The 25927-nt window shown below is 67.9% G+C and carries 20 protein-coding genes; 6 read left to right on the plus strand and 14 right to left on the minus strand.

Going from position 1 to position 25927, the window contains the following annotated elements:
* The first annotated feature begins 5 nt into the window (after positions 1 to 5).
* The gene (locus tag A7U43_RS25440) at positions 6 to 638 is read left to right on the plus strand and encodes a M15 family metallopeptidase (protein WP_068003768.1); all 633 of its coding nucleotides are present in this window, start codon (positions 6 to 8) and stop codon (positions 636 to 638) included.
* A gap of 33 nt (positions 639 to 671) precedes the next feature.
* Positions 672 to 1064: a DUF3060 domain-containing protein gene (locus A7U43_RS25445; protein ID WP_068000524.1), complete on the plus strand. Its 393-nt coding sequence runs from the start codon at positions 672 to 674 to the stop codon at positions 1062 to 1064.
* Here A7U43_RS25445 and A7U43_RS25450 read toward each other — a convergent pair.
* Genes A7U43_RS25450 through A7U43_RS25465 form a run of 4 tightly spaced genes read right to left on the minus strand, consistent with a single transcriptional unit; the run spans position 1061 to position 5152 of the window.
* Complete coding sequence (locus A7U43_RS25450) at positions 1061 to 1774, minus strand: crotonase/enoyl-CoA hydratase family protein (protein ID WP_231963735.1); 714 nt, start codon at positions 1772 to 1774, stop codon at positions 1061 to 1063. The genes A7U43_RS25445 and A7U43_RS25450 overlap by 4 nt on opposite strands.
* Positions 1775 to 1824: 50 nt before the next feature.
* Positions 1825 to 2538: a PaaX family transcriptional regulator C-terminal domain-containing protein gene (locus tag A7U43_RS25455; protein ID WP_068000527.1), complete on the minus strand. Its 714-nt coding sequence runs from the start codon at positions 2536 to 2538 to the stop codon at positions 1825 to 1827.
* A 3-nt stretch (positions 2539 to 2541) separates the two neighbouring features.
* Positions 2542 to 3498, minus strand: a complete 957-nt coding sequence (locus A7U43_RS25460) for a crotonase/enoyl-CoA hydratase family protein (RefSeq protein WP_068000531.1) — start codon at positions 3496 to 3498, stop codon at positions 2542 to 2544.
* A 34-nt stretch (positions 3499 to 3532) separates the two neighbouring features.
* Complete coding sequence (locus A7U43_RS25465; protein WP_068000534.1) at positions 3533 to 5152, minus strand: acyl-CoA dehydrogenase family protein; 1620 nt, start codon at positions 5150 to 5152, stop codon at positions 3533 to 3535.
* Positions 5153 to 5214: 62 nt separating this feature from the next.
* Here A7U43_RS25465 and A7U43_RS25470 point away from each other — a divergent pair, with 62 nt between their 5' ends.
* Entirely contained in the window at positions 5215 to 5550 is a 336-nt protein-coding gene (locus A7U43_RS25470; protein ID WP_068000535.1) for a cupin domain-containing protein, read from the plus strand.
* A gap of 8 nt (positions 5551 to 5558) precedes the next feature.
* On the opposite strand, the gene A7U43_RS25475 is transcribed toward A7U43_RS25470, so the two are convergent.
* Both A7U43_RS25475 and A7U43_RS25480 read right to left on the minus strand, forming a co-directional pair.
* Positions 5559 to 6614 carry a phosphatase PAP2 family protein gene (locus A7U43_RS25475; protein ID WP_068000536.1) on the minus strand — a complete coding sequence of 352 codons (1056 nt, stop codon included), beginning with the start codon at positions 6612 to 6614 and terminating at the stop codon, positions 5559 to 5561.
* A gap of 60 nt (positions 6615 to 6674) precedes the next feature.
* Positions 6675 to 7424, minus strand: a complete 750-nt coding sequence (locus tag A7U43_RS25480) for a deoxyribonuclease IV (RefSeq protein ID WP_068000539.1) — start codon at positions 7422 to 7424, stop codon at positions 6675 to 6677.
* A 77-nt stretch (positions 7425 to 7501) separates the two neighbouring features.
* Here A7U43_RS25480 and A7U43_RS29885 point away from each other — a divergent pair, with 77 nt between their 5' ends.
* Positions 7502 to 7657: a hypothetical protein gene (locus tag A7U43_RS29885; protein ID WP_156526025.1), complete on the plus strand. Its 156-nt coding sequence runs from the start codon at positions 7502 to 7504 to the stop codon at positions 7655 to 7657.
* A gap of 235 nt (positions 7658 to 7892) precedes the next feature.
* Positions 7893 to 8474, plus strand: coding sequence for a maleylpyruvate isomerase family mycothiol-dependent enzyme (locus tag A7U43_RS25485; protein WP_068000542.1), 582 nt, complete (start codon positions 7893 to 7895; stop codon positions 8472 to 8474).
* Between the two features lie 42 nt (positions 8475 to 8516).
* On the opposite strand, the gene A7U43_RS25490 is transcribed toward A7U43_RS25485, so the two are convergent.
* From A7U43_RS25490 to rplJ, 5 genes are all read right to left on the minus strand, one after another.
* Positions 8517 to 12470, minus strand: coding sequence for a DNA-directed RNA polymerase subunit beta' (locus A7U43_RS25490; protein WP_068000543.1), 3954 nt, complete (start codon positions 12468 to 12470; stop codon positions 8517 to 8519).
* A 37-nt stretch (positions 12471 to 12507) separates the two neighbouring features.
* Positions 12508 to 16002 carry a DNA-directed RNA polymerase subunit beta gene (gene rpoB, locus A7U43_RS25495; protein WP_156526026.1) on the minus strand — a complete coding sequence of 1165 codons (3495 nt, stop codon included), beginning with the start codon at positions 16000 to 16002 and terminating at the stop codon, positions 12508 to 12510.
* 408 nt (positions 16003 to 16410) lie between these two features.
* Entirely contained in the window at positions 16411 to 17481 is a 1071-nt protein-coding gene (locus A7U43_RS25500) for an ABC transporter ATP-binding protein (protein WP_068000549.1), read from the minus strand.
* A 167-nt stretch (positions 17482 to 17648) separates the two neighbouring features.
* On the minus strand, positions 17649 to 18038 hold the full coding sequence (gene rplL, locus A7U43_RS25505; protein ID WP_068000552.1) for a 50S ribosomal protein L7/L12: 390 nt from the start codon (positions 18036 to 18038) through the stop codon (positions 17649 to 17651).
* Positions 18039 to 18077: 39 nt separating this feature from the next.
* On the minus strand, positions 18078 to 18608 hold the full coding sequence (rplJ, locus tag A7U43_RS25510; RefSeq protein ID WP_068000555.1) for a 50S ribosomal protein L10: 531 nt from the start codon (positions 18606 to 18608) through the stop codon (positions 18078 to 18080).
* A gap of 315 nt (positions 18609 to 18923) precedes the next feature.
* Between rplJ and A7U43_RS25515 the strand changes: the two genes are divergently transcribed.
* Positions 18924 to 20270, plus strand: coding sequence for an NAD-dependent succinate-semialdehyde dehydrogenase (locus A7U43_RS25515; RefSeq protein WP_068000558.1), 1347 nt, complete (start codon positions 18924 to 18926; stop codon positions 20268 to 20270).
* 1 nt (position 20271) lies between these two features.
* Here A7U43_RS25515 and A7U43_RS25520 read toward each other — a convergent pair whose 3' ends face one another.
* From A7U43_RS25520 to A7U43_RS25530, 3 genes are read right to left on the minus strand one after another with little or no spacing between them, the layout of a single operon-like run.
* Positions 20272 to 21153, minus strand: coding sequence for an ROK family protein (locus tag A7U43_RS25520; RefSeq protein ID WP_068000561.1), 882 nt, complete (start codon positions 21151 to 21153; stop codon positions 20272 to 20274).
* A 2-nt stretch (positions 21154 to 21155) separates the two neighbouring features.
* The gene (locus A7U43_RS25525) at positions 21156 to 21722 is read right to left on the minus strand and encodes a DUF7158 domain-containing protein (RefSeq protein ID WP_068000564.1); all 567 of its coding nucleotides are present in this window, start codon (positions 21720 to 21722) and stop codon (positions 21156 to 21158) included.
* Positions 21719 to 25837: a glycoside hydrolase family 38 N-terminal domain-containing protein gene (locus tag A7U43_RS25530; protein ID WP_068000568.1), complete on the minus strand. Its 4119-nt coding sequence runs from the start codon at positions 25835 to 25837 to the stop codon at positions 21719 to 21721. The genes A7U43_RS25525 and A7U43_RS25530 overlap by 4 nt, the downstream gene beginning before the upstream one ends.
* Positions 25838 to 25927 lie beyond the last annotated feature (90 nt).

Consider the following 25927-nt stretch of genomic DNA (forward strand, 5'->3'; position numbering starts at 1 on the left):
GTGGAATGGGTGTCGCGGCAATGAATCCCGGTGCGATGACGGTGGCCGGCGGTGAGCCGTTGATCCCCCCGGTCTCGGCGGCGGCCCGGGCGGTCGGGTTCATCGACGTCCGCTCCGCGGTGCCCGATGCCGTGATCGACCTGCGTTATGCCACCGCGAACAACTTCGTCGGGACGCCGCTGTACCCGCCCGCCGCACGGTGCCTGATCCATGAATCACTGGCCGACGGGCTGGCCACCGCGGCCGCCCAACTGCGGACCCGGGGGCTGCGACTGGTGTTCTGGGACTGCTACCGCCCCCACGACGTGCAGGTGGCGATGTTCCAGGTGGTGTCCAACCCGGCCTGGGTGGCGCAGCCGGGGCCGTACTCGAAGAGCCACGAGTCGGGCCGATCGGTGGATGTCACCACCGCCGGGGCGACAGCGCTCTCCGAGATGGGTACCGGTTTCGACGATTTCACCGCGACCGCCAACGCCTACGCCACCGACGGGGTCAGCGCGGCCGCCCAACACAACCGGGCGGTGCTGCGCGAGGCCATGGCGGCCGGCGGGCTGAGCGTGTATTCCGGCGAATGGTGGCATTTCGACGGCCCCGGCGCCGCGGAGCGACGCCCCATCATCAACGTTCCGCTCACCTAGTCTGGGAACTGACCGGCTACGAATCGAGGAATCATGCGCACTCTTATCGCAGGAACCGTCGCCGCGATGGCGCTCGCGCTCACCGGATGCGGCGCGAGTGGGGATTCCGACGCCCCGACGGTCACCGCGGGTACCTCGGGCGCTCAGGTCGAGATCGGCAACACGATCAACTATGGGTCGTTCGGGACCACCGCCGATATCGACTGCGCGCAGGGCAAGGCGCTCAACGTCGGTGGATCCAACAACACGCTGACCATCAAGGGCACCTGCTCCAGCGTCAACATCGGCGGCGCCGACAACAAGGTGACGCTGGAGCGTGTCGAGACCGAGATCAGCGTGGTCGGTATCGACAACACCGTGGTCTACAAGGGCGGCGACCCGAAGGTCGAGGACCTCGGCAGCGGTAACAAGGTCGACAAGGGCTAGCTGTCGGCCCCGTGCCGGCCGGCGCCGTCGACGAAGCGTTTCGCGCCGGCCAGCAACTCCGTGGACACCTTGGCCAGGCTGCCGAACTCGAAATCCATTGCGTCCTGCTCGGTTTCACCCCACTGATGCAGTGCGGAAAGCCGGTCGGCACGCAGGCACAGTTGCGGTAGCGCGGCCAACTGGGCGGCCAACTCCTCGGCGGCCGCGCGGGCCTGGCCCTTGGGCACCAGCCGATTGGCCAGCCCGATCTGAAGGGCCTCCTGCGCGCCGACGGCCCGGCCGGTCAGGATCAGGTCCATCGCGCGACTGTGCCCGATCAGGCGCGGCAGGCGCACCGTGCCGCCGTCGATCAGCGGCACACCCCAGCGCCTGCAGAACACCCCGAACTCGGCGTCTTCCTCGACGACCCGCAGGTCACACCACAGCGCCAGTTCCAGGCCGCCGGCCACCGCGTAACCGCTGACCGCGGCGATCACCGGTTTGGACAGCACCATCCGGGTCGGTCCCATCGGCGCCGGGCCGCTGCGGTGGGTCTGGTTGCTGTCGGCGGTCCCCATGGCCTTGAGATCGGCTCCGGCGCAGAAGGTTCCATTGTCCCCGCACAGCACCGCGACCGATGCGCTGTCATCGTGCTCGAACTCGTCGAAGGCCGCATACAGCTGCGCGGCGGCCGGGCCGTTCACCGCGTTGCGGGCCGTCGGCCGGTTCATGATCACCGTGGTCACCGGGCCGTTTCGTTCGACCCGCACGCCGCCTTCGCTCACACTGCCTCCGCTTCGTTGTCGCGCCGCGCGACCAGTTCGGCGGCGAAATCCCGGTAGGCCAGCCGGAGCCGTTCACCGGGCCAACCCGCCGGGAGCAGTTCGGCCGGCAGCACCGGATCGGTCAGCAGATGGCGCACGATGGCGGCGGCCACCACGAAACGTCCGGGTACATCGGTGGCCTCGGCCATCTCGGCGAGCAACCGCTCGCCGGCACGAGCCCAGGCCGGCAGGTCCCACAGCTGGGCAACCAGCCCGGCGGGATCGGTGTCGCGGCTGCGCAGCACCCGCACCTTGGCCAGGACCTCGTCGGGCAGGTCCGCCCCGAGATTGTCCGGGCGCAGCCACGCCCCTTCGCGCAGCTCACCGAACCTGCTCTGCAGCAAGGTGTTCCGCAGCTCGGCGCGGGTGCGGGCATCGGCGCCCACGCTGGTGATCAGCAGCGTGGTCCACGTCCCGTCCCAGGGTTGCTCCCGCGGTTCGATCGCACTGTCCTGGCGGCGCTGCCGGGCCAGCAGTCGCTCCGAGAGCCGGTAACCGTCCGCCGAGCGCACCAGATCCCCGGCGCTCACCATGCGGGTCAACGCCACCCGAAGCGTGGACTCACGGATACCGAAATCCGCTGTCAACAGCACGAGTTCGGCCGCCGAGGCCCAGGCCGGGTGCGCGCCGAGCAGGACGCTCAACACCACCGAACGGGCCGTCAGACGCACCGGTCAGACTCCGGAGGCGCGGCGGCCATGGTCACCCAGTGGCTCGTCGCGGTGCCGGACGGCCTCCCGGAAGCCGTGCTCGACCGCGTCGGCGACGAACGCGTGACCTTCCGGGGTGTGCCGCGCGATACCGTCGAACACCGTGCTCACCATCCGACTGGTGGCCACGCCCTGCTGCAGCAGCGCGGTGTTGCAGGCCAGCTTGGCCATGATGAGCTGGTTCACCGGCATGGCGGCGATCCGCGCCACCAGACGCTCAGTGCGCTCGTCGAGATCCTGCGGTTCGGGCGCCTCCACGGCCAGCCCCCACTCCGCGGCCTGCGCTCCGGTCAGGCAATCCCCGGTCAGCAGAAGTCTTTTCGCGCGCTGATCACCCAGCCGGTGTGCCCACAGCCCGGCCGCCGGGACACCCCAGACCCGCATCGGCGGGTAACCGATCTTGGCGTCGGAGGCGGTGATGACCTGGTCGGCATGCAGCGCGATATCGGTGCCACCGGCGATGCAGTAGCCGTGGATCTTCACCACGGTCGGCTTGTCGCAGTGCATCAGGCTGGAGAAGCCGCGCACGAACCGGCTCATCATCTGATAGTCGATCATCGGATCCCACGGCTGATCGGGCCGGTGGTTGACCGCCTGGGTGCGGCCGTCGAGCACGGTGCCGCGGCGATCCGATCCCGCCGAGGAGCTCCCGTCGGCGTAGGCCCCCAGGTCGAAGCCCGCGCAGAAGCCCTCTCCGGCACCGGAAACTAGGATGACATGCACGCTCGGGTCGAGGTCGGCGCGCTCCACCAGCTCGGCCAACTCGACCGGGGTGTCGGCGATGATGGCGTTGCCCTTGTCTGGGCGGTTGAAGGTGATCCGCGCGATGCGGCCGGTCACCTCGTAAGTCATGGTGTTCAGCGTGTCCACGGGCTCCCCTCCTGCCGCGAGCAGACGCAAATGGCCGCTATATGGGGCCATTTGGCGGCCATTTGTGTCTGCTCGCGCCGGGATGTCATCCCTTCACCAAGGCGCGCTCGATGATCGGCGCCAGGTCCAGGCCGGTCGGCAGGGTGCCGAACGCGCCACCCCACTGCCCGCCGAGCCGGCTGGCCAGGAACGCCTCGGCGACCGCGGGATGGCCGTGGCGCACCAGCAGCGCGCCCTGCAGTGCCAACGAGATGTCCTCGGCGACCTGCCGTCCGCGGTACTCGATATCACCGAGGCTGCCCAGTGAGGTCTTCAGCGCGGCGACGTGCGCAGCCAGCCGCGGGTCCTGGGCCTGACCAAGTTCGTCGAAGAGCACCTCGATGCACTCCGGGCGGGTTGCCATGGCGCGCAACGTGTCCAGGGCGCTGACGTTGCCGGATCCCTCCCAGATGCCCATCAGCGGCGCCTCCCGGTAGAGCCGCGGCATGCCGGAGTCCTCGACATAACCGTTGCCGCCGAGGCACTCCATCGCCTCCGCGGCGTGCGGTGTCGCCCGTTTGCACACCCAGTACTTGGCCGCGGCGAGGCCGATCCGGCGCAGCAGCGACTCACGTTCGTCACCGCGCACCGCGCGATCGGTCGCCCCGGCCATCCGCATGGCCAGCATAGTCGCGGCCTCCGCCTCGACGGCGAGGTCGGCCAGCACATTGCGCATCAGCGGCTGGTCGATCAGGTACGCGCCGAACGCCTTTCGGTGCTGCGCATGGTGCACGGCGCGGCTCAGCCCGGTGCGCATGCTGGTGGCGCTGCCCAGCGTGCAGTCCAGCCGGGTGAGGTTGACCATCTCGATGATGGTCTTCACGCCGCGGCCCTCCTCGCCCACCAACCAGGCCGTCGCGCGAGAATATTCGACCTCGCTGGAGGCGTTGGCGTGGTTGCCGAGCTTGTCCTTGAGGCGCTGCAGCAGCATCTGGTTGCGGGTGCCGTCGGGCAGCACCCGCGGCAGGAAGAAGCAGCTCAACCCTCCCGGCGCCTGCGCGAGGACCAGGAACACATCGCACATCGGCGCCGAGGTGAACCACTTGTGCCCGGTCAGGGTGTAGCTCCCGTCGGCGTTGGGCACCGCCTCGGTGGTGCCCGCCCGGACATCGGAGCCGCCCTGTTTCTCGGTCATCGACATGCCGGCGGTGAGGCCGGCCTTGGTCGCGGGCACCGCGAGCACGGGGTCGTACACCCGGCTGGTGAGCAGCGGTTCGTAGACCGCCGCCAGTTCGGGGTTGCACCGCAGCGCGGGTACGACGGCGTAGGTCATGGAGATCGGGCAGATGTGCCCCGGTTCGGGTGTCCACACCGAGGTCTTGGCGGCGCGGACCACGTGGGAACCGGTGCGGTCATCGGCCCACGGGGCGCCGTGCAGACCGTGCGTGACGGCGACGTTCATCAGCTCGTGGTAGGCCGGGTCGAATTCGACCTCGTCGATGCGGTGTCCGTAGCGATCGTGGGTGTGCAGCACCGGACGGTGCCGGTCGGCGAGTTCACCCCAACGCTGCGCCCGTTCCGACCCGCTCAGGGCACCGAGTTCGGTGACCTCGTCGGCGCCCCAACCGCCACCCTCGCGCACCAGCGCCTCCATGAGCACCGGTGAGGCGGCCGGATTGTGGTCGAGCAGCGGGGGAACCTGATTGGTGACGACATGGGTGGCCATACCCCACTGTTACATTTTCTCGACAGCTGCACAAGATACGTAACACAGGGCATACTCGTGCGGTGCAGCCCAACACTGTCATCCGCGCCGCCGCACTGGCACTCACCCACGAACCGGTGCGCGCCGAACAGTCCGTGGCGGGTGATCCGAGCACGGCCGCCTCGACGCTCACCCACGTCGGCGGCCTGGAGGTCGGCGTGTGGGAGATGTCGGTCGGCACCATGACCGATGTCGAGGCCGACGAGGTGTTCGTCGTGCTCGCCGGGGCCGCCACCGTCGAGTTCGCCGACGGCACGCCGGCGCTGCAGCTGCGCCCCGGCGATATCGGACGGCTGGCCGCCGGCGCCGAGACCACCTGGACCGTCACCGAGACGCTGCGCAAGATCTACCTGACCTGAGCGGCGGGCTAAGTCCTGGCGGCCTTGCGCCGCTCGTAGGCGTGCCCGGCGTAGATCACCGCGGCGGCCAGCGCCCAGCCCAGCAGGATGTCGACGACATAGTGCTCGGCGGTGTACACCAGCGTGAAGGCCATGACCAGCGGGTAGGCCACCAGCACCGGGCGCCAGCCGCGGTTGAGCCGGGTCCACAGGAACGCGGCCAGTGCAGCCGACATCCCCGCGTGCAGCGACGGGATCGCCGCCACCAGGTTGACGCTGGCCTGGCCCTGGTCCAGCAGGGCGGTCGCGGTGTGCAGGTTCAGGTTGCCCCAGCCCCGTGTGACGATGCGCTCGATCCAGTCGTTGGCGCCGTCCCGCACGCTTTCCATCCCGCCGAGCACGCCACCGTCGGGGACACCGCGGGCGGACTTGAACATGCACCGCGGGCCCGACGGTCCGCCGGCGACGTCCTCGGGGGTGCAGCGCGCCGCCGCCCAGGGCGGCGCGGCGGGCACCAGCGCATAGATCACCAGGCCGGCGACGTTGAGCCCGACGAACAGCTTGACGAACCGCTTCCATTCCTCGCGGTCACGCAGCCAGAGCACTCCGGCGATGACGTACGGCAGGATGAAGAACGACATGTAGACGGTGCTGATGCCGACTTCCCACCACGGCGGCTGCGGCAGTTTCAGACGTTCCTGCAGCCAGACCGTCGGCATGGTGCCGGCGAACAGCCACCGGTCGGCTTCGGCCTGCCAGTGCCACAGCGTGGGGCGCCCGACCAGGTCGGCCGCGCCCCTGCTGAGGTCGTAGGCGATGAGCAGCACCGCGAACGGCAGCCAGTCACGGATCACATAGAACATCCGCCGGCCCTGGCCGATACTGGCCGCGATGAGTCCGGTGCTGATGTAGAGCAACACCAGTTCCCGGTTGAAGGCGAATCCGTCGGTGATCGTGCGCCACAGCACGACGGCCGCCCAGATGGTGACGGCGGCGTAGCGCAGATACCGCAGGCGCTGGGTGCGAGGACCGGGCGCCGTGACCGCACCCGCGACGATCGACTGTTCCTCGTCAATCGTCGCCACGAGAGGTGAGCCTAGTTCACCGTCCGGTCACCTGCCGTTTGCCGACGTCACGGTGTGGCCTCAGAGGTTGTCGCGCAGGAAGGCGATGTCGTCCTTGCGGCCCTCTTCCGAGGTCTCGCAGATCACCGGGGCGCCGGCGGCCTTGACCACCGCGACCAGCAGGTCGGGGTCGATCTGCCCGGTGCCGAAGTTGGCGTGCCGGTCCGCGCCGGAGCCCGCGGCGTCGCGGGAGTCGTTGCAGTGCACCAGGTCGATGCGGCCGGTGATGGACTTGATTCGGTCGACGGCGTCGATCAACGCCTCACCTGCCGCCCAGGCGTGGCAGGTGTCCAGGCAGAAGCCGATTCCCTTGTGCCCGATGTGGTCCCACAGTCGGGCGATGGTGTCGAAATGCCGCGCCATCGCGTGGTCACCGCCGGCGGTGTTCTCCAGGTAGACCGGCACATCGGTCTGCAGGTGGTCCAGCGCCTTCACCCAGCGCTCGAAACCGGCCTCCATGTCGTTGTCGTCGGCGTGTCCGCCGTGCACGATCACGGCGGTGGCACCGATATCGGCGGCCGCGTCGCAGGTGTCTTGCAGGATCTTGCGCGACGGGATGCGCACCCGGTTGTTCGCGGAGGCGACGTTGATCAGGTACGGCGCGTGCACGTACAGCGGCACGCTGGCGGCCTTGAGCGCCTCGGCGTCCTCACGCGGCTGGGGTTTCTTCCAGCTCTGCGGGTTCCCGAGGAAGAACTGGACCGCGTCGGCGCCTTCTGCGGCGGCCGCGGAGATCGGGTCTTCGGGGTTGACATGCGATCCGATGAGCACCCGGCCAGTCTAGGCGCGCCGGGTGACAGCCCGGCTATGGTGCAGAGCGGACAATCAAGATCGTTGAGAGGCGAGCAGTGGAACCCCAGGACAACCCGACGTTCGGTCAGAAGGTCAAGATGGGCGGGCAGGCCGCCGTCGCCTTGGCGCGCAACCCCAAGGCCTTGGTCGCGCTGGTGAAGTACCAACGCGAAATGCGCAAGCAGCGTCGTCAGGCAGACACGGCACGCTGATCGGACTCCGGCCGCCGCGTGCTCCCGCTCCGGGAGTCGCGGCGGCCAGGCGACCGGCGGATAGGTGCATAGGTGCGTGGGTTCAGCCAAGACCGCCACGGCCCCGACTCGGCTGCACACAGGTAGACGATCCGGGCCGAGCCCCTACCTGGATTCAGCCACGTCGACGTCCGGCCCACATTGACTGAAACCTGGTAGCCGATGACATCTGGGCCCGACGCGGGTCCAACCACACATGAGCAACGACGTCTGGCCGCTGGTGCACGCCGAGCGCGCGGCGCTGATCGCCGACCTCGAAGGCCTGCCCGAGGATCGGTGGGATCGGCCGTCGGGGTGCGCGCGGTGGACCGTGCACGATGTCGTGGCGCACCTGGTCGATGTCGCCGAGTCCACCCGGCTCGGCTTCGTCCGCGACATGATCAGCGCCGGTTTCGATTTCGACCGGCAGAACGACCGCGGCATCGCCCGCGCGCGGGGCGCGACCCCCGCCCAGACACTGCACCGCCTCAAGGCTGCGGCCACCCGCACCACGACGCCGCCGGCCCCGCGCGACTCCCGCATCGTCGAAGAGGTCGTGCACGGGGAGGACATCCGCCGTCCGCTCGGCATCACCCGTCACTACCCGCGCGAGGCCGTCGAACGCTCGCTGCGCTACCAGATTCGCACCTCGACGCGGTTCGGCGGGGCCGCAGAACTCGTCGCTGACGTCCGACTGGTCGCCACCGACCTGGACCTCGTATGCGGGGAGGGCCCCGAGATCCGCGACACCGCACTGGAACTGCTGATGGCCACTACCGGCCGAAAAGCGTTGCGCTGACACGAAAAAGCCCCCGCTCGAAAGCGGGGGCTTTTCCGTGAACTAGCGGTAGTCGCTGTATCCGTAGTCGTCCAGCGGCACCGCAGCACCGGTGCTCTGGCCGAAGTCCGGGCTGTAGTACTGATCCTCGTAGGACGGGATCGTGTACGCCGCAGCGCGGGCCTCTTCGGTCGGCTGCACCTGGATGTTGCGGTAGCGGTTGATACCGGTACCGGCCGGGATCAGCTTGCCGATGATCACGTTCTCCTTCAGACCCTGCAGCTTGTCGCTGCGGCAGTTGATCGCCGCATCGGTCAGCACGCGGGTGGTCTCCTGGAACGACGCCGCCGACAGCCACGAATCGGTGGCCAGCGATGCCTTCGTGATACCCATCAGCACCGGACGGCCGGCCGCGGGCTCGTTGCCCTCGGCGACGACCCGACGGTTCTCCGACTCGAACTCGCTGCGCTCGGTCAGCGATCCGGGCAGGAACTCCGTGGCGCCGGAATCGATGATCGTCACGCGGCGCAGCATCTGCCGCACGATGACCTCGATGTGCTTGTCGTGGATCGACACGCCCTGCGCCCGGTAGACCTCCTGGACCTCCTTGACGAGGTGGATCTGCACCTCGCGGGGGCCCTGGACACGCAGCACCTCGTGCGGATCGGCAGCACCTTCCATGAGCTGCTGGCCGACCTCGACGTGGTCACCGTCGGAGAGCAGACGCTCGGAACCATCGTCGTGCTTGAACACCTTCAGGCGCTGGCGACGGGTCAGCTTGTCGTAGACGACTTCCTCGCCACCATCGTCGGGGACGATGGTGATCTTGTAGAACTTGTCGGTCTCCTCCAGCTGCACCCGGCCGGTGACATCGGCGATCGGGGCACGGTTCTTCGGCACGCGGGCCTCGAACAGTTCCTGCACACGCGGCAGACCACCGACGATGTCGGCGCCACCGGTGACACCACCCTGGTGGAAGGTACGCATGGTCAGCTGCGTACCGGGCTCACCGATGGACTGCGCCGCGACGATACCGACGGCCTCGCCGATGTCGACGAGCTTGCCGGTGGCCATCGAGCGGCCGTAGCACATGGCGCAGACGCCGGTACCGGTGGTGCAGGTCAGCACGGAGCGGACCTTCACCTCGGTGATGCCGGCGGCCAGCAGCGCGTCGATGGCCGGGTCGCCCAGGTCATGTCCACGCGCGACGACGACGTTGCCGTTCGCGTCCACCGCGTCGGTGGCCAGCGTGCGGGCGTACGCCGAGGTCTCGATGTGCTGATCGCGGACCAGGCTGCCGTCATCCTGCTTCTCGGCGAGGGTGACGTTGATACCGCGTTCGGTCTCACAGTCGGTCTCACGCACGATGACGTCCTGGCTGACGTCCACCAGACGGCGGGTCAGGTAACCCGAGTCGGCGGTACGCAGCGCGGTGTCGGCCAGACCCTTACGGGCACCGTGGGTGTTGATGAAGTACTCCAGCACGGTCAGGCCCTCGCGGAACGAGGACTTGATCGGACGCGGGATGTACTCACCCTTCGGGTTGGTGACCAGACCCTTCATACCCGCGAGCGTGCGGGTCTGGGTCAGGTTGCCCGTGGCGCCGGACTTCACGATCGTGATGATCGGGTTGTCCTCGGGGTAGTACTCCTCCAGCGCCTTGCCGACCTCTTCGGTGGCCTGCTGCCAGATCTTCACCAGCTCGCCGTTGCGCTCGTCGTGGTTGAGCTTGCCGCGCTGGTACTGCTTCTCGATCGAGTCGGCTTCGCCCTCGTAGCGCTCCAGGATGTCCGCCTTCTGCGGCGGAACGAGCACGTCGGCCATCGAGACCGTGACACCCGAGCGGGTGGCCCAGTGGAAGCCGGCGTCCTTGAGCTTGTCGACGGTCTGCGCGACGACGATCATCGGGTACCGCTCGGCCAAATCGTTGATGATCGCGGCCTGCGCCTTCTTGAACATCTGCGCGTTGACGAACGGGTAGCCCTTGGGCAGCAGCTCGTTGAAGAGCACGCGGCCCAGCGTGGTGTCGGCGATCCAGGCGTCACCGAAGTTCCAGCCCTCGGGGAACAGCTGCGCCTCGATATCGGCCGGCGGACGCTGGTTGGTCAGCCGCACCTTGATCTTCGCGCGCACCGACAGCACACCGCGGTCCATCGCCATGATGGCCTCGGCCGGCGAGCTGTACACGCCGGTCTCCGGGGTGTCCTTGGCCGCCGGGGTGTACTCGCCGGTGTCACCGGAGATCTCGGTGGTCAGGAAGTACAGACCGGTCACCATGTCCAGACGCGGCATGGCCAGCGGACGGCCCGACGCGGGAGACAGGATGTTGTTCGACGACAGCATCAGGATGCGGGCCTCGGCCTGCGCCTCCGCGGACAGCGGAAGGTGCACGGCCATCTGGTCACCGTCGAAGTCGGCGTTGAACGCCTCACACACCAGCGGGTGCAGCTGGATGGCCTTGCCCTCCACCAGCTGCGGCTCGAAGGCCTGGATACCGAGGCGGTGCAGCGTGGGTGCCCGGTTCAGCAGCACCGGGTGCTCGGCGATGACCTCTTCGAGGACATCCCACACCTGGGGACGCTGACGTTCCACCATGCGCTTGGCGCTCTTGATGTTCTGCGCGTGGTTCAGGTCGACCAGACGCTTCATCACGAACGGCTTGAACAGCTCCAGAGCCATCAGCTTGGGCAGACCGCACTGGTGCAGCTTGAGCTGCGGGCCGACCACGATGACCGAACGGCCCGAGTAGTCGACGCGCTTACCGAGCAGGTTCTGACGGAACCGGCCCTGCTTGCCCTTGAGCAGATCGGACAGCGACTTGAGCGGACGGTTGCCCGGACCGGTCACCGGCCGGCCACGACGGCCGTTGTCGAACAGCGCGTCCACCGACTCCTGAAGCATGCGCTTCTCGTTGTTGACGATGATCTCGGGCGCACCCAGATCGATCAGACGCTTGAGCCGGTTGTTGCGGTTGATGACGCGGCGGTACAGGTCGTTGAGGTCCGAGGTGGCGAAGCGGCCACCGTCGAGCTGCACCATCGGGCGCAGCTCCGGCGGGATCACCGGAACGGCGTCGAGCACCATGCCCATCGGCGAGTTGCGGTTCATCTGGAACGCCGCGACGACCTTCAGCCGCTTCAGCGCGCGAAGCTTCTTCTGGCCCTTGCCGTTCTTGATGGTGTCGCGCAGGCTCTCGGCCTCGGCGTCGATGTCGAAGGTCTCGATGAGCTTCTTGATCGACTCGGCGCCCATGGCGCCCTCGAAGTACTCGCCGTAGCGGTCGATGAGCTCGCGGTAGAGCACCTCGTCCACGATGAGCTGCTTGGGGGCCAGCTTGGTGAAGGTGGTCCAGATCTCGTCGAGACGCTCCAGCTCACGGCCGGCGCGGTCGCGCAGCTGACGCATCTCGCGCTCGCCGCCGTCGCGCACCTTGCGGCGCACGTCGGACTTGGCACCGTCGCGCTCCAGCTCGGCCAGGTCGGCTTCGAGCTTCTGGGCCCGGGCCTCCAGGTCGGCGTCGCGCTGATCCTCGACGGCCTTCTTCTCGACGACCATCTCGGCTTCGAGGGTGGACAGCTCGTTGTGGCGCATCTCGGTGTCGACCGAGGTGATCACGTAGGCCGCGAAGTAGATGATCTTTTCCAGATCCTTCGGGGCCAGGTCCAGCAGGTAGCCCAACCGGCTCGGCACACCCTTGAAGTACCAGATGTGCGTGACGGGTGCGGCCAGCTCGATATGGCCCATCCGCTCACGGCGCACCTTGGCGCGGGTCACCTCGACGCCGCAGCGCTCACAGATGATGCCCTTGAAGCGGACGCGCTTGTACTTGCCGCAGTAGCACTCCCAGTCGCGAGTCGGTCCGAAGATCTTCTCGCAGAACAGGCCGTCCTTCTCTGGCTTGAGCGTGCGGTAGTTGATGGTCTCCGGCTTCTTGACCTCGCCGTAGGACCAGTTGCGGATGTCGTCCGCGGTCGCGAGACCGATGCGGAGTTCATCGAAGAAGTTGACGTCTAGCACGTAACTCCCTTTCCCCTTTCGGGACTAGAAATACTAATTAGGCCAGATCTTCGACAGAGGCAGATTCGTTGCGCGACAGGTTGATTCCGAGGTTGGCAGCTGCGCGCTCCAGGTCCTCGTCGTCGCCGTCTCGCATTTCGATTGCCGCGCCGTCCGAAGACAGCACCTCGACGTTCAGGCAGAGCGACTGCAGCTCCTTGAGAAGCACCTTGAACGACTCCGGGATACCGGGTTCGGGGATGTTCTCGCCCTTGACGATCGCCTCGTACACCTTGACGCGACCCACCGTGTCGTCGGACTTGATGGTGAGCAGCTCCTGCAGCGTGTAGGCCGCGCCGTAGGCCTGCATGGCCCAGCACTCCATCTCGCCGAACCGCTGACCACCGAACTGCGCCTTACCACCGAGCGGCTGCTGGGTGATCATCGAGTACGGACCGGTCGAGCGGGCGTGGATCTTGTCGTCCACCAGGTGGTGCAGCTTCAGGATGTACATGTAGCCGACCGTCACCGGGTACGGGAACGGCTCGCCGGACCGACCGTCGAACAGCTCGGCCTTACCCTGCGCGTTGACCATGACGTCGCCGTCGCGGTTGGGCAGCGTCGAGCCGAGCAGGCCCTCCAACTCCCCTTCCTGGGCACCGTCGAACACCGGGGTGGCCACGATGGAATCGGCCGGGGCGGACAGCATGCCCTCGGGCAGCTTGGCCGCCCATTCGGGTGAGCCTTCGATGTTCCAGCCGGCCTTGGCGACCCATCCGAGGTGGGTTTCCAGGATCTGGCCGATATTCATACGACGCGGCACACCGTGGGTGTTCAGGATGATGTCCACCGGGGTGCCGTCGGGCATGAACGGCATGTCCTCGACGGGCAGGATCTTGCCGATGACGCCCTTGTTGCCGTGGCGGCCGGCGAGCTTGTCACCGTCGGAGATCTTGCGCTTCTGGGCCACGTAGACGCGGACCAGTTCGTTGACGCCGGCGGGCAGCTCGTCGTCGTCCTCGCGACTGAACACGCGGATGCCGATGACCTTGCCGGACTCACCGTGGGGCACCTTGAGCGACGTGTCGCGGACCTCGCGGGCCTTCTCGCCGAAGATGGCACGCAGCAGACGCTCTTCCGGGGTCAGCTCGGTCTCGCCCTTCGGGGTGACCTTGCCGACCAGGATGTCGCCGTCGCGGACCTCGGCGCCGATGCGGATGATGCCGCGCTCGTCGAGATCGGCCAGCACCTCATCGGAGACGTTCGGGATGTCCCGGGTGATCTCCTCGGCGCCCAGCTTGGTGTCGCGGGCGTCGATCTCGTGCTCCTCGATGTGAATCGAGGTGAGCACGTCCTCTTCGACCAGTCGGTTGGAGAGGATGATCGCGTCTTCGTAGTTGTGGCCCTCCCACGGCATGACGGCGACGAGCAGGTTCTTGCCCAGCGCCATCTCACCGTTCTCGGTGCACGGACCGTCGGCGAGCACCTGGCCGGCCTCGACCCGCTGTCCGGTGTCCACGATCGGGCGCTGGTTGGCGCACGTGCCGTGGTTGGAGCGGGCGAACTTGCGCATCCGGTAGGTCTGGCGGGAGCCGTCGTCGGCCATCACGGTGATGTAGTCGGCCGAGACCTCTTCGATCACACCGGTCTTGTCGGCGACGACCACGTCACCGGCGTCGATCGCGGCGCGCAGCTCCATACCGGTGCCGACCAGCGGGGCCTCGCTACGCACCAGCGGAACCGCCTGGCGCTGCATGTTGGCACCCATCAGGGCACGGTTGGCGTCGTCGTGCTCGAGGAACGGGATCATCGCCGTCGCGACCGACACCATCTGGCGCGGCGAGACGTCCATGTAGTCCACGTCGGTGGCCGAGACGAATTCGACCTCGCCACCCTTACGACGGACCAGGATCTTTTCCTCGGTGAACCGGCCGGAACCGTCCAGCGGCGAGTTGGCCTGCGCCACGATGTGGCGGTCCTCCTCGTCGGCGGTCAGGTAGTCGATCTGGTCGGTGACGGCACCATCGACGACCTTGCGGTACGGCGTCTCGATGAAGCCGAACGGGTTCACCCGCGCGTACACCGACAGCGAACCGATCAGGCCGATGTTCGGGCCTTCCGGGGTCTCGATCGGGCACATCCGGCCGTAGTGGCTGGAGTGCACGTCGCGGACCTCCAGGCCGGCGCGCTCACGGGACAGACCGCCGGGGCCCAACGCCGACAGGCGGCGCTTGTGGGTCAGACCCGACAGCGGGTTGTTCTGGTCCATGAACTGCGACAGCTGGCTGGTCCCGAAGAACTCCTTGATCGCCGCCACGACGGGACGGATGTTGATCAGGGTCTGCGGGGTGATCGCCTCGACGTCCTGGGTGGTCATGCGCTCACGCACGACACGCTCCATGCGGGACAGGCCGACCCGGATCTGGTTCTGGATCAGCTCACCGACGGTGCGCAGACGACGGTTACCGAAGTGGTCGATGTCGTCGACCTCGACCGGGACCTCGACACCACCGGGGGCGGTCATGACCGTCTGGCCCTCGTGCAGGCGCACCAAGTACTCGATGGTCGCGACGACGTCCTCTTCGGTCAGCGTCGAGTTGGTGATCGGCTGGCCGGCGTTGAGGCCCAGCTTCTTGTTCACCTTGTAGCGGCCGACGCGGGCCAGGTCGTAGCGCTTCTCCTTGAAGAACAGGTTCTCCAGCAGGGTCTGCGCGGACTCCTTGGTCGGCGGCTCGCCCGGGCGCAGCTTCCGGTAGATGTCCAGCAGCGCCTCATCGGTGCCAGCGGTGTTGTCCTTCTCCAGCGTGCCCATCATGATCTCGGAGAAGCCGAAGCGCTCGGTGATCTGCTCGTTGGTCCAGCCGAGGGCCTTCAGCAGCACGGTGACCGGCTGGCGGCGCTTACGGTCGATGCGCACACCGACGGTGTCGCGCTTGTCGACGTCGAACTCCAGCCACGCGCCGCGGCCCGGGATGACCTTGACGCTGTGCAGGTCCTTCTCGGTGGCCTTGTCGATGGACGAGTCGAAGTACACGCCCGGCGAACGGACCAGCTGGCTCACCACGACACGCTCGGTGCCGTTGATGATGAAGGTGCCCTTCTCGGTCATCATCGGGAAGTCACCCATGAAGACCGTCTGGCTCTTGATCTCACCGGTGTTGTTGTTGATGAACTCGGCCGTGACGAACAGCGGGGCCGCGTACGTCATGTCCTTGTCTTTGCACTCGTCCACCGGCGCCTTGACCTCGTCGAAGCGCGGATCGGAGAAGCTCAGCGACATCGAGCCGGAGAAGTCCTCGATCGGGGACAGTTCGGCAAGTACCTCTTCCAGGCCGCCGACCGGGTTCACGTCGCCGCGGTCGATCGCCTTTGCACGCCACCGGTCCGAGCCGACCAGCCACTCGAACGAGTCGGTCTGAACGTCAAGGAGCCCCGGAACCTCGAGAGGCTCACGGAGCTTGGCGAAGGAAATTCGGTTCGGCGCCCCAGGTACGGAGCTATTAGTGGAATCTGACTTGCTCTGGCTCGAGACTGCCAAGATGCACCCTTCCAGCTATATCTGCATCGGTTCGGCTGGCTCTCAAGCCCGAATCTTCGACGAACCACGGCACGCGTCTAGCTCGCTGAGCAGGGCTCAGGCTAGGTCACGATGTCAGGTGCAGTGAAGGGTGGGCAGGATGCAGCCAGCGCAACGTCCGATACTAGCCCAAGACGGCGCAATCCTCAACCACCGCAAGTGGAGGGGGAACCGGGGCGCTGGCTGGCGACTCGATGGTGTTCAACCTCTCCTACATTGCTGAGGAACAGACTGGCCCGTTTGCCTGCTTCCGTCAAGAGATAAGGCCGTGTCGGCTGTGGATTTTCCGTCCACGAACCCCACGCGGGGGCCATCGGCGGGCGATGCCGACAGCAAAAAACCGCCCGGGCGCAAGCGCGGGCGGTTTTCTGTGGGTGAGCGGTGTTACTCCTTGGCGACGGGGATCGACGTGGTCGGGGTGTCGTCCTCGTGGTGCGGGCGCGCGACGTGGCCGGGCTCGTGCGCCGCGTACTTGTGGGTGCCCTCCAGGTCGTCGCGGATGGCCTCCTGGGCGGCCGGCGGCAGGGTGTGCAGGATCTCGCGCACCCGGGCCTGACGACGCCCCACGGCCTTGCGCTCGGGCATACCGGGAGTGGCCATCAGCTGCGGCGGCACACCCTCGATCTCCTCGACGCCACCGTCGTGCTGACCGGCGTCCATCATGGCCTGCTCGGCCGCGGCGGTGGCCTCGTCCTTCTCCTCCGACATACCGATCGGCCCGATACGACGACCGTTGAGGAACTGCTTGACCACCGGCTCCTCGGAAGTCAGCAACACCTCACGCGGGCCGAACATGACCAGCTTCTTGCGGAACAACATGCCGATGTTGTCGGGCACCGTGCGGGCGATGTTGATGTTGTGCGTCACGATCAGCACGGTCGCGTCGATCTGGGCGTTGATATCGATCAACAGCTGGGACAGATACGCGGTACGCACCGGATCCAGACCGGAGTCCGGCTCGTCGCACAGGATGATCTTCGGGTCCAGCACCAGCGCGCGGGCCAGGCCGGCGCGCTTGCGCATACCGCCGGAGATCTCACCGGGGAACTTGTGCCCGTCGTTGGGCATACCGACGAGCTCGAGCTTTTCCATCACGATGTTGCGGATCTCGGACTCGGACTTCTTGGTGTGCTCACGCAGCGGGAAGGCCGTGTTGTCGTAGATGTTCATCGAGCCGAACAGCGCACCGTCCTGGAACAGCACACCGAACAGGGTGCGGATCTCGTAGAGCTCCTTGGCCGAGCACTCCAGGATGTTGGTGCCGTCGATGACGATCGAGCCGCGCTCCGGGCGCAGCAGGCCGATCAGCGACTTCAGGAACACCGACTTACCAGTACCCGACGGGCCCAGCAACACGCTGACTTCACCCTCGGGAACCGTCAGCGTGACGTCTTCCCAGATCTTCGATGCACCGAACGATTTGCTCAGTCCAGTCACGTCGATTTGGACGCCCATACAGCTTCCTTCCGCTCACAGCACCGCCGCGCCACCTGCTGCACCCGCCTGTGGCTTGAGTCACTGTAACCTACACAGTTTTTCAGCAACGACGAACCGCACACTGAGCGCCTCCACAGACAGCTGTGGGCCGGGTCGAATTCGACCCGGCCCACAGTGTGTGCGAACTACTTGACGGTGACCGATGCGCCGGCGGCCTCGAGCTTGGCCTTGGCGTCGTCGGCGGCTTCCTTGTTGACCTTCTCCAGCAGCGGCTTGGGGGCGCTGTCGACGAGGTCCTTGGCCTCCTTGAGGCCCAGGCCGGAAACGATCTCGCGGACGACCTTGATGACGCCGATCTTCTTGTCGCCGGCACCCTCGAGGATGACGTCGAATTCGCTCTGCTCCTCGGCGGCCTCGGCGGGCGCGCCACCGGCGGCGGGGCCGGCGGCAACGGCGACCGGAGCGGCGGCGGTGACGTCGAAGGTCTCCTCGAACTGCTTCACGAACTCAGAGAGCTCGAGCAGGGTCATTTCCTTGAACGCGTCGAGCAGTTCGTCGGTGGACAGCTTTGCCATGGTGATTCCTTATCTCTTATGGGTGGTGGTGGTTCGGTATCAGGCGGCGTTGTCTTCGCCGGCCTTCTTCTCTTGCAGAGCTGCAGCCAGGCGGGCGATCTGCGACGCGGGCGCCACGAACAGCGCGGCGGCCTGGGACTGCTTCGCCTTCATCGCGCCGGCCAGCTTGGACAGCAGGACCTCACGCGACTCCAGATCGGCGATGCGCTCGACTTCGCCCACGGACAGCGCGCGGCCGTCCATGTAGCCGCCCTTGACGACCAACGCCTTGTTGTCCTTGGCGAACTTCTTGATCGCCTTGGCGGCGTCGACGGGCTCACCGCTGATGAACGCGATGGCGGTCGGACCGGTGAACAGGTCGTCGAGACCCTCCACGCCGGCCTCGGCCGCTGCACGCTTCACCAGGGTGTTCTTGGCGACGGTGTAGGTCACACCGTCACCCAGCGACCTGCGCAGCTCGGCAAGGTTGGACACCTTCAGGCCGCGGTACTCGGTGACGACGGTGGCCGTCGCCTCCTTGAACTTCTCGGCGATGTCGGCGACCGCGGTGGCCTTTTCAGCCTTGGCCATGCTTGCCTCCTCGTAATGGTTGGGACGTCCACCAACCACCCGGGCCCCGCATGGGCGGCAAAAAGTCTCGGAGAAAACACGAACGCCCCGACACAGACAGGTCGGGGCGCGCAAGAATGCTTCTACCTCGTCCTCCTGCGTGGGCCGCCCGGGTGAACCCGGGACCTTCAACCGATTGCTCGGTGACCGACGGTCTTTGGTGGAACCCGGAAAGGATAGCCTGCCGCGGCCCGATCGGCCAAAACGAGGCAGCGCGCGCGGAACCGCGTAGGTTCGACACTGACACCCATTGTCCGTGGTTAAGGAGCGAATTCGATGAGTCTGTACGCGGTAGTTGATCCGGCGACCGGCAACGTGGTGAAGGAATACCCCACCGCGACCGATGACCAGATCGAGGCGGCGGTATCGGCGGCGTCGACGGCCTTCAAGGAGTGGTCCAAGTCCACCACGGTCGCTCAACGTGCCGAGCTGATCCGCAAGGTGGCCGCGCTGCACAACGAGCGCAAGGACGAGCTGGCGGCGATCATCCAGCGCGAGATGGGCAAGCCGCTGGACCAGTCGGTCGGCGAGGTGGAGTTCAGCGCCTCGATCTACGAGTTCTACGCCGACAACGCCGAGAAGTTCCTCGCCGACGAGCCCATCGACCTGCTCGACGGGGAAGGCAGCGCGCTGATCCGGCGCAGCGCGGTCGGGGTGCTGCTGGGCATCATGCCGTGGAACTACCCCTACTACCAGGTGGCCCGTTTCGCCGGCCCGAACCTGGTGCTCGGCAACACCATCGTGCTCAAGCACGCCCCGCAATGCCCGGAGTCCGCCGCCGCGCTGGAGCAGATCTTCACCGACGCCGGCTATCCCGCGGGCGCCTACGTCAACATCTACGCGACCAACGAGCAGATCGCCGACCTCATCGCCGACCCGCGGATCCAGGGCGTATCGCTGACCGGGTCGGAACGTGCCGGTGCCGCGGTCGCCGAGATCGCCGGACGCAACCTGAAGAAGGTGGTCCTCGAACTCGGCGGTTCGGACCCGTTCATCCTGCTGTCCTCCGATGACCTGGACGCCACCGTGGATGCCGCGGTCGACGGACGGTTCGAGAACACCGGCCAGGCGTGCAACGCGGCGAAGCGCATCATCGTCGCCGAGGGCATCTACGACGAGTTCCTCGACAAGTTCACCAAGAAGGTGTTGGCCAAGGCCGACGGGCTGGCCCCGCTGTCCTCGGTGGCCGCCGCCGAGCGCCTCGAGGAGCAGGTCAAGCGGGTGGTCGCCGACGGTGCCACCCTCACCTCCGACGGCGAGCGCAACGGGGCGTTCTTCCCGCCCGGGGTGCTCACCGGTGTCTCCCCGGACGCGCCGTCGGCCAAGGAGGAACTGTTCGGCCCGGTGGCCACCGTCTACAAGGCGGCCGACGAGGACGCCGCCATCGAACTGGCCAACGACACCCCGTTCGGGCTGGGCTCCTACGTCTTCACCACCGACCCCGAACAGGCCAAGCGGGTCGCCGACAAGATCGAGGCGGGCATGGTGTTCGTCAACGCCGTCGGCGCCGAGGGCGCGGAACTGCCGTTCGGCGGCGTGAAGCGGTCCGGTTTCGGCCGCGAACTGGGCCGCTTCGGCATCGACGAGTTCGTCAATAAGAAGCTCATCCGCATCGCCGGGTGAGTCAGCGCACCAGGGCGGCGGCGCCGACCAGTCCGGCGTCGCCCCCGAGGTGGGCGGGCAGCACCCGCAGCTCCCGGATGAACGTCAACCCCGTGTAGCGGGTCAGCGCTTCACGCAGCGGTCCGAACAGTATGTCGCCGGCCTTGGCGACCCCACCGCCGATCACCACCAGATCCAGGTCGCACACCGCGGCCGTCGACGCGATCACCGCGGCCAGCGCCGTCGTCGCGCGGGCGAACGCGGCCAGCGCGATCTCGTCACCGGCTGCCGCGGCCGCCGCGAGTTCCTTGGCATCCGCACCGGTCCAGCCCTGCGACTGGGCCCACCGGGTCATCCGCGGGCCGGAGGCGATTGTCTCGACGCAGCCGTGACCACCGCAGACGCAGCGCTCCCCGTCGATATCGGCGACCATGTGCCCGATGTGCCCGGCGTTGCCGGTGCGCCCGTCGTAGGGGGCGCCGTCGAGCACCAGGCCGCCACCGATCCCGGTGGAAACCACCATGCCGAGCAGGAACTGTGCACCCCGGCCGGCGCCGCGCCAGTGTTCGCCGAGCGCCATGCACAGTCCGTCGCCGCCGAGGCGCACCGGCAGCCCGGTCAGCTCCGCCACCCGCGCGACGATCGGGAAGTCTTGCCACACCGCAATATTGACCGGACTGACGGTGCCCGCACCGAGGGCCACCGGGCCGGCCGAGGCGATCCCGACCGCGCGAGCCGGACCGGCCGACAGTGCCTGCCCGATCAGCTGCGCGGTCACCTGCCAGGCCGCCTCGGCGGAGTCGCGCGGGGTGGGCTGCTGGAAGCGCTGCAGCACGGCGCCGTCATCGTCGATCAGGCCGGCGGCGATCTTGGTGCCGCCGATGTCGAGTGCCAGGATGCTCATGCTCAGTGCCGGTGCGTGTTGTCGGGTTGGCGCGGATCGCCGGGATGTTCGTAACCGGGTGAGAGCACCACGAGTTCGGCGCAGCGCGCATCCAGCCAGCACCGGAACGCCCGGCGCCGCGCCGCGGCCGTGAGGTGGGCGGCGATCAGCGGCCGGGCCCGCGCGAAATCGAGGGCCTCGGACCGGCGCGCGGCGAATCTGGTGGGGTTGCGCCGGTGGTAGGCCACGATCTCGATATCGCTGACCTCGATCCCGGCGGTGACCCGCGCGTACGCCGCCCGGCCGGCGTCGGTGGCCAGCACCGCGGCGGCGATGCTGCCGATCTCCAGCCGGGCGGCCATATCCGGCAGCACCTCATCGATGCCCGGAATCCGTTCCGCATCATGGGTTTCCAGCGCCACCGCGCGCTCCGCGGTGACCAGCTGGGTCAGCCAGCGCCGCAGCTGGCGCCCTTCGCTGGTGCCCGGACGCGGCAGGGCTGATGCCCGATTGCCGGACCGCAGGATTCGTTCCCGCTCGTCGATTTCGGCAACGGTCACCACCTGGCCACCGACCAGTGCCGCGGTCATGTGACCACCACCGCCACCGCCGGCGAGTAGACCAGCGTGCCGGCGCACGCCACCCGCACCAGGGCCCACCACGTACCCGGCGACAGCCCGGGCGGTGGCGCGACCTCGAATTCGATCCGCGCGGTCCCGCCGGCGGGCACGTCGACGCCGGTTGCCGCCGGGCCCAACCACTCCCAGGTCCCCCACGGGCTGATCAGGTGGGCTTCGGCCGCCAGGTCGGCGCGGGCATCGGTGCCGACGGTGACACCGAGGCGGGCTGTCTGACCGGCGCGCACCCGCACCTCGGACGGGCCGGCCACCAGCCGCAGCAGTTCGGTGCCGCCGGTATCGCCCACCGCGACCGTGCAGACGTCCTCGACGACCTGGCGCCAGGACGGCGGCAGTCCGCCGCGCCCGTTCAGCGCGAGTTCGACCCGGATCGGGTACAGCCCCGACGGCTGACCGGCCGGCGCGGTGACGGTGACATCGGTGTCCAGATAGTCCCCGGGCGGCAACACGAAGGGCAGTTCCGGGGATTCGGCGTTCCAGCCGGGCGGGCAGACCAGCCTGACCCGGCCGTGCACGGCGGCGTCGGTGCAGTCGCTGGCCACCGTGAGCCGCAGCCGAACCTGTTCGCCGGGTTCGGTCTGCAGCTGATGCGGGTGCAGATGAGCGACCGCGGGCAGCCCGCCCAGTGGCGCGGGGCCGCGGTTGTGCAACCAGTACCGGGCGTAGAGCGGCTGGGCCGCTTCGGCTTCCGGACCCAGCGACTCGTTGTCGGCGTTGAGGATCTTCACCGCGTCCAGCTGGGTCAGCATGGTGGCGATCTGATAGCCGTGCAGGGTGAACCCGGCGCTGTGGTCGAGACGGCGCTCCAGCAGGTCAGCCGGGACCAGCGGGGCCACCGCACACAGGCCCGATCGGACCACGAATCGTGTTTCACGGCCGTGTGTTTCGACGATGCGCAGGGCCACCGCCGCGGGATCGACGGTGTCGACACTGCCCCCGGCGATCGGGTTGCCCGCGGCCTTGAGCGCTCCGAGTTGCACTCCCCCACCGGCGGAGTCGACGTCGAGCAGCGCACCGTGCGAGGGCAGTCCGTCGGTGCCGGCGCGCCGGTTCGGCACCGCCAGCAGCGGGTGTGAGAAGGCGGCACTGCGGCTGGGGATCTCGCTGTCACGCCAGTCGCCCTCGTCGGCGACGATGGCGTAGTCGAAGGTGTGCGTCCAGTGCTGCAGCTGAAATCCAGAGCCGTCGGGGGCGGTGCGTCTGGGCGGGTCGATCCAGGTGCCCGACGGCCATCCGGTGCAGGACCGCATCAGCGAGGTGTGCAGGGTGCCATCGGGTTCCACGGCGAAACCGGGCACGCCACGGTTGAGCAGCGCCACCGTGGCCGGTTCGAACGGTCCCAGCCGCCCGTCGGGGTCCTGGCGCACCGAAATCTCGGCGTCGCCGATCTCGTCGACGAGCGCATCGATGCCGCCGACGACGATGAGCACCGGCAGCGCCCGGGCTCCCTTCAGGTCGGCACCGGGCACCCATTCCTGGGCCAGTGAGGATTGGGCGGGCACCCAGACCCGCGCCGTCCCGGTGACGCCGACCTGGCGGTCCAGCTCCGCACGGTAGTCGGGTGCGCTGTCCAATACTGCTGCGGCGAAAGAATTCTCGTCCGGGTGGCCGATGACGATGCGGGCATCCGGCAGATTCGAGTCGACCGCGAGATCTCCGTAGCGCGGGTGCCCGGCGACGCTGCAGGTGGCGGTGACACCCGCGCGCACCAGCGCCACCATGAGTGCGCGCTCGTCGAATGCCGTTTCGGGGGTGACCACCTCGGCGACCGAGACCGCACGCACTCCCGCGCCGACCCGGATCCGCAGCGTCGAGGACAGCCCAAACCATCCGTAGGCCGGGTTGTCCAGCGTCCACGGGTGCACCGCCGAGTCCACGGCGTCACCGCCGCCCTGGGGATGCAGCAGCCCGAAACCCCGCCCGATGACGGCATCACCCACCTCGCTGACCGGCATGGCGCCGGGTATCGGGCACGGCCAGCGCAGCCGCAACAGCTTGTCCGAGCCGCTGAATTCGTCGATGGTGGTGCGGCATTCGACGCGGTCGATCCCGTCCCACAGGGTGAGGGTCTGGGTGTAGCGCAGCGTCTCGGCTATCCGACCGGTGATCACCAGCCGCTTTCCCAGCGGGCTGCGCCAGGCCTGCACCGTCGCGGGGAACCCCGAGGAGGCGATCACGGGCCCCCTGGGCAGCAGATGCCACGGCCCCTCACCGGCCTGCGGGTGGGCCGGGTATTCGTCGTAGACGGCCAGTTCGTTGCCGACCCGACCGGCGACGATGAGCTCTCGGCCGTCGGCGACCAGCGAGCTCACCCCGCCGCCGCGGGCCGGGTCGACGGTCAGCGTGTAGTGCGCGTTGGCGATGCTCGCACCGTCCATCTGCTGCCAGCGCGACCCGTCGGCGTCGTCGTCCCACTGGTAGCCCTGCCAGCCCAGCGAGCCGATATCGTCGACCCGCCACGTGACGGTGTGGTCCTCGATCAGCGTCGGCAGGGCGCGGCCGTTCATATCGCGCACCACACCGGTGAACGGTTCGTCCAGCGCGGCGGTCACCACATCGGTGCGGCCGTGCGCCAACGGATTCCACACCACGACAGCGGCGTCGACGGCTCCGGTGAGCAGCCGCAGCGCATTGTCACGGGTGCCGCGGCCGATCTCCCAGGCCTCACGCCACCCGGTCAGCAGGTCGAGGTACACCTGATCGGATTCCGATCCGGTGATGGCGTCGTGGTGGGCACCGTAGGCCAGCTGCACCCAGGCCTTGGCCAGCGCCGCCTGCGGATAGGTTGCGCCACCGAGCAACCCGGCGAACACGGCGAACCGCTCGGCCTCCAGTACCGCGTTCTCGGCGGCCCGGTTGGCCTGTTTGGTGTCGATATAGGAGACGTCCTTGCCGGTGTAGATCGGGTTCATGTCCCGGGTCTGCACCGATGCCCGCGTACCGCGGGCGTCCAGCTCGGCGCGCACCGCGGCGAAGAACTCGCGGGGCAGCGCGCAGACGAACCGCGGCCAGGTGTAGCGGCTGTTCCAGTCGCGGTGAATGTCGGTGACCCACTTGTTGGGTGGGGTGTAGTCGGTGCCGACGGGCAGCAGCACATTGCGGGTCAACGCCACCTTTTTCAGCTCGGCGAACAGTCGGTAGGTTTCGGCTTCCGCGTCGGCCAGCGTCGCCGCCGAGTCCATCCACCAGCCACCCGCGTAGTGCGCGGGCATGTAGTGGGTCAGCAGCCCGCGCCCCGACGGCGCCGTCCACTCGAATTCGCTGGCGAACTGCATGCGTTCGGGATCCCCGTGATCGGCCATCGGCCCCCACTGGTGGTGCGGCCCGCGCGCCCACGAGCTGGAGGTCAGCCCGGCGTCGGCGGCCATCCCGGGGAACTGCGGGTCGTGCCCGAAGACGTCGAGCTGCCAGGCGGTGGCCGGCTCACCGCCCAGCACGTCGCGCTGAAAGCCGATGCCGTGTACGAAGTTCCGGATCGCCGTCTCCGGGCTGGTCAGGTTGGTGTTGGGCTCGTTGTAGGTGCCACCCATGATCTCGATGCGGCCCTCGCCGATCAGCCGGCGCAGGTCGGCGCGTTCCTCGGGGTGGGTGTCCCAGAACGGTTTGAGGTAGTCGACCTCGGCGAGCACGAATTTGTAGTCGGGGTCGCGGCGGGCCATTTCCAGGTGCGCGGTGACCAGATCGAAGGCATTGGTCTGGCGGCAGGCCCCGGGGGGATCCTCGGTCCAGATGCTGGTGTAGGCGGCCTGGGTGTTCCACCACACCGGGTCGTAGTGGAAGTGGCTGATCATGTACATCGTCCAGCCGGGTTCGGCATCGGTGAACGTGAAGGCCGTGTTGCCGATGCGGGCCTCGCGTTGCCGACCGGGTTCGGAATCGGTGACGCTGATCGGCACTTCCACCGTGGTGGCGTCCGGGCGGGCGACGGCCTCACCTTCGATGCCGGTGCCCGTCACGCGCACCGGGGTGGGCGCCGCGCAATCGGTGTAGCTGATGCGGACCAGCTGCACCGGTGCGTCCGGTGGCCCGACGAACAGGTCCGTCGACTCGGCTCCCGTGACGCGCATCCTGGCACCCTACGTTCGGGCGCCTCCAGTTCTCGGCGAAACTCGCGTACCCGCCGTCCTTGAAGTCCCAACAGCGACGGGTACGCGAGT

It is taken from the genome of Mycobacterium adipatum (genome assembly GCF_001644575.1).
In the GTDB taxonomy this organism is placed as follows: domain Bacteria; phylum Actinomycetota; class Actinomycetes; order Mycobacteriales; family Mycobacteriaceae; genus Mycobacterium; species Mycobacterium adipatum.

Coding starts and splice junctions, on each gene's coding strand:
- A7U43_RS25450 (WP_231963735.1), bottom strand. CDS start 1,774: ATGAACCGGCCGACGGCCCGCAACGCGGTGAACGGCCCGGCCGCCGCG.
- A7U43_RS25465 (WP_068000534.1), bottom strand. CDS start 5,152: ATGGCCACCCATGTCGTCACCAATCAGGTTCCCCCGCTGCTCGACCAC.
- A7U43_RS25525 (WP_068000564.1), bottom strand. CDS start 21,722: ATGACCGCGGCACTGGTCGGTGGCCAGGTGGTGACCGTTGCCGAAATC.
- A7U43_RS25500 (WP_068000549.1), bottom strand. CDS start 17,481: ATGGGCGTCCAAATCGACGTGACTGGACTGAGCAAATCGTTCGGTGCA.
- A7U43_RS25460 (WP_068000531.1), bottom strand. CDS start 3,498: ATGGCCCCATATAGCGGCCATTTGCGTCTGCTCGCGGCAGGAGGGGAG.
- A7U43_RS25515 (WP_068000558.1), top strand. CDS start 18,924: ATGAGTCTGTACGCGGTAGTTGATCCGGCGACCGGCAACGTGGTGAAG.
- rplL (WP_068000552.1), bottom strand. CDS start 18,038: ATGGCAAAGCTGTCCACCGACGAACTGCTCGACGCGTTCAAGGAAATG.
- A7U43_RS25445 (WP_068000524.1), top strand. CDS start 672: ATGCGCACTCTTATCGCAGGAACCGTCGCCGCGATGGCGCTCGCGCTC.
- A7U43_RS25440 (WP_068003768.1), top strand. CDS start 6: ATGGGTGTCGCGGCAATGAATCCCGGTGCGATGACGGTGGCCGGCGGT.
- A7U43_RS25530 (WP_068000568.1), bottom strand. CDS start 25,837: ATGCGCGTCACGGGAGCCGAGTCGACGGACCTGTTCGTCGGGCCACCG.
- rplJ (WP_068000555.1), bottom strand. CDS start 18,608: ATGGCCAAGGCTGAAAAGGCCACCGCGGTCGCCGACATCGCCGAGAAG.
- A7U43_RS25520 (WP_068000561.1), bottom strand. CDS start 21,153: ATGAGCATCCTGGCACTCGACATCGGCGGCACCAAGATCGCCGCCGGC.
- A7U43_RS25485 (WP_068000542.1), top strand. CDS start 7,893: ATGAGCAACGACGTCTGGCCGCTGGTGCACGCCGAGCGCGCGGCGCTG.